This is a genomic window from Tabrizicola sp. (assembly GCF_051645465.1).
Classification (GTDB): domain Bacteria; phylum Pseudomonadota; class Alphaproteobacteria; order Rhodobacterales; family Rhodobacteraceae; genus Tabrizicola.
The window spans coordinates 1-3,315 of the sequence record NZ_JBOFBI010000058.1 but is presented as its reverse complement, the minus strand read 5'-3'; the positions used below and the strand labels follow the sequence as shown (position 1 = coordinate 3,315).

Genomic DNA, 3,315 nt, shown 5'->3' with positions numbered 1-3,315 from the left:
CGAAGATATCCTCGATGAGGCAAAGCTGCCGATCCGGATGACGGCCCATACCCAATGCTTCCGGTCCGAAGCGGGGTCGGCGGGCAAGGATACGACGGGGATGCTGCGGCAGCACCAGTTCGAGAAGGTCGAGATGGTGACGATCTGCACGCCGGAAACGGCGCTGGCGGAACATGAGCGGATGACCAAATGCGCCGAGGCCGTGCTGGAGCGGCTGGGGCTGCCGTACCGGACCATCGTGCTCTGCACCGGCGACATGGGATTCGGGGCGCAGAAGACGCATGACCTGGAGGTCTGGCTGCCCGGGCAGAACACCGTCCGCGAGATTTCCAGCGTGTCCACCTGTGGCCAGTTCCAGGCGCGGCGGATGAATGCGCGGTATCGGCCGGCGGGGGGGAAGCCGGAGTTTGTGGCGACGCTGAATGGCTCGGGTCTGGCGGTGGGGCGGTGCCTCATCGCGGTGCTGGAGAACGGGCAGGAGGCGGACGGGTCGGTTACCTTGCCTGCGGCGCTGGTGCCCTATCTGGGAGGGAAGACCCGGATTATGGCGGATGGTGTGCTGGTCTGAGGGGTGTCCGGCGTTTGTCCCACGGTGGGACAACGCACGACATGTATCGGAATCAAGCACTTACTGTTCAGGTAAGGTTTCAGTAAGGTTTCTGCGCCGATGTTGAGCCTTACCCAGACAGGACGGAAGACATGACCGACAACCGCATCCCCGCTCTGATCCTGCTACTGGCGACCATCGCCTTTGGCGTGGCCCCCTTCATCACGCCGCCTTTCACGGGCTACGAGCCGGGGATGTTCCCTGTCAGGATCGAGCGGCCCGCGATCCAGCCCGCAGGGTATGCGTTTTCGATCTGGTCGGTGATCTACGTCTGGCTGATCCTGCATGCAGCCTATGGCCTTTGGCGCCGCGCCAATGACCCGGCCTGGGGCCGGGTGCGGTTGCCGCTGACCGTGGCCCTTGTCCTCGGCACGGTCTGGCTTGCGATCGCCGGGACAAGCCCGATCTGGGCCACTGTCACGATCGTCATAATGGCCGCCGCTGCGGTGCTGGCCTTCCTCCGCGCGCCGACCGAGCCGGATCGCTGGCTGCTCTCGGCCCCTCTGGCGATCTTCGCGGGGTGGCTGACGGCGGCATCGGCGGTGTCAACGGGCGTGGTGCTTGCGGGCTACGGGGTGCTTGGCAACACCGAATCCGCGATCGGCATGATGGGGGCGGTGCTGATCCTGGCTCCGCTGATCCAGTTCCGAAGGCCGAGGATGCCGGTCTATGGGCTGACGGTCGTCTGGGCGCTGATCGGGATCGCCGTGGTCAACTGGGGCGACCTTGCGCCGGTCTCCTGGGTTGCCCTTGGGATTGCCGGGCTGGTGCTGGTGGCGACCAGTCTGCTATGGCGACGGGCGGCGGGCCAAATTCCTTAAGGAAGGAATTTGACAAGAATTTTGCTTAAAATTCTTGGGTCTGCGGCTACTGCCCTGTGTTCTTTTCCTTGTGCTTCCGCAGCCGCGATGGCGTGTTGAACTTGCGTTCCTTCCACGGGTTCTGGTCACCCTGTGACCGAAGGAAGAGGCGGATCGGCGTGCCGGGCATGTCAAAGTGGTCGCGCAAGCCATTGACAAGATAGCGTTTGTAGCTGTCCGGCAGCTCATCAGGCCGTGAGCATTTGATCATGAAGCCCGGCGGCCGGGTCTTGGCCTGGGTCATGTAGCGCAGCTTGATGCGGTGGCCGCCGGGCGCTGGCGGCGGGTGCGCCTCGGTCATAGCACCCAGCCAGGTGTTGAGCTTGTTGGTGGGGATGCGGCGGTTCCAAACGTCATGCGCCTTGCGGATCGCGTCGTGCAGGCGGTCAAGACCCCTGCCCGTTTTGGCGGAAACCGTCACCAGAGGCGCGCCGCGGAGCTGCGGGAGGAGGCGGTCGAACATTTCTTTCAGCTCGGCCAGCTTTTCCTGCTTCTCGTCCTCAAGGTCCCACTTGTTGACCGCGACCACGACGGCCCGGCCCTCGGTTTCGGCGAAGTCGGCGATGCGGAGGTCCTGCACTTCGAAGGGAATCTCGACGTCCAGAAGGACCACGACCACTTCGGCGAAGCGCACCGCACGGATGCCGTCCGAGACGGAGAGTTTCTCAAGTTTTTCCACCACGCGCGCCTTCTTGCGCATCCCCGCCGTGTCGAAGATGCGGATCGGCGTGCCCTGCCATTCGGCGCGGACCGAGATCGCGTCGCGGGTGATTCCGGCTTCGGGGCCGGTCAGAAGGCGGTCGTAACCGAGGATCTTGTTGATCAGGGTGGATTTGCCCGCATTGGGTCGCCCGATGACGGCGATCTGGAGGGGCTTCTTGGGCGTGGGGTGATGTGCGGTCTCGTCCGCGTCGAGCTCGGCGTCGGCTTCGGAAAGGTCGATGTCGACCTCGGGGGCGTTCTCGGCCTCGCGCTCGGCGAATTCGCCTTCGAGGGGCTTCAGCTCGCGATAGAGATCGTCCATCCCCTCGCCGTGTTCGGCAGAGATTCGGATCGGCTCACCGAGGCCCAGGGAGTAGGCTTCAAGGGCGCCCGCGTCGCCAGCTTTGCCTTCGGCTTTGTTCACGGCCAGGAAGACGCGGGCATTCTTCTTGCGCAGGATGTCGGCGAAGACTTCGTCGGTGGGGGTCACGCCCACCCGCCCATCGATGACGAAAAGGCAGGCGTCGGCCATTTCGACCGCGCGTTCGGTCAGGCGGCGCATGCGGCCCTGGAGGCTGTCGTCCGTCACCTCTTCCAGACCCGCCGTGTCGATGACCGTGAAGCGCATGTCGAAAAGCTTCGCGTCGCCTTCGCGCAGGTCGCGGGTCACGCCGGGCTGGTCGTCTACCAGCGCAAGCTTGCGGCCCACAAGCCGGTTGAAGAGCGTCGATTTGCCCACATTCGGGCGGCCCACGATAGCGAGGGTGAAGGTCATTTCATGCGTCCAGGCTTGGCGAAGCGCCTGCCATACACGGGAAGGCCCTTAACGGAAAGCGTGAAGTTGCCCGTTGCTGCTGACGACATAAAGCGTACCGCCTGCCACGGCCGGCTGGGCCGACGCGCCGCCGGGGATCTCGGCGGTGTGGGTCAGGCTGCCATCGGTCGCGTCGAAAGCGCGCAGGATGCCATCGGAGGAGACGACCATGATCCGGCCGCCTGCGATGACAGGCCCGTAGTGGGCGAAGATGCCCTTGCGGCGCTTGATCTTGTCGTTGGTGAAATAGGGCATCTCGACGGACCAGATGACCTCGCCCGTCTCGGCATCAAGCCGCACGAGCTTGGCTTCGTCGTTCACGAGGAAGATCG

At 64.4% G+C, this 3,315-nt stretch carries 4 protein-coding genes; 2 read left to right on the top strand and 2 right to left on the bottom strand.

Going from position 1 to position 3,315, the window contains the following annotated elements:
* Positions 1–568 (top strand): aminoacyl--tRNA ligase-related protein (locus tag ACRCSW_RS03330; RefSeq protein WP_438702574.1); only part of this gene is annotated, 568 nt, incomplete at its 5' end.
* Positions 569–699: 131 nt separating this feature from the next.
* Positions 700–1,428 (top strand): hypothetical protein, encoded by a 729-nt coding sequence (locus ACRCSW_RS03325; RefSeq protein WP_438702573.1) that lies wholly within the window; start codon positions 700–702, stop codon positions 1,426–1,428.
* Positions 1,429–1,474: 46 nt separating this feature from the next.
* Here the strand turns inward: ACRCSW_RS03325 and der are convergent, their stop codons facing one another.
* Entirely contained in the window at positions 1,475–2,944 is a 1,470-nt protein-coding gene (gene der, locus ACRCSW_RS03320) for a ribosome biogenesis GTPase Der (protein ID WP_438702572.1), read from the bottom strand.
* Positions 2,945–2,992: 48 nt separating this feature from the next.
* A partial coding sequence (locus ACRCSW_RS03315) for an outer membrane protein assembly factor BamB family protein (protein ID WP_438702570.1) occupies positions 2,993–3,315 on the bottom strand: 323 nt, incomplete at its 5' end.

Excerpts from the sequence above, each read along its gene's own strand:
- ACRCSW_RS03325 (WP_438702573.1), top strand. The coding sequence starts at position 700 with ATGACCGACAACCGCATCCCCGCTCTGATCCTGCTACTGGCGACCATC.
- der (WP_438702572.1), bottom strand. The coding sequence starts at position 2,944 with ATGACCTTCACCCTCGCTATCGTGGGCCGCCCGAATGTGGGCAAATCG.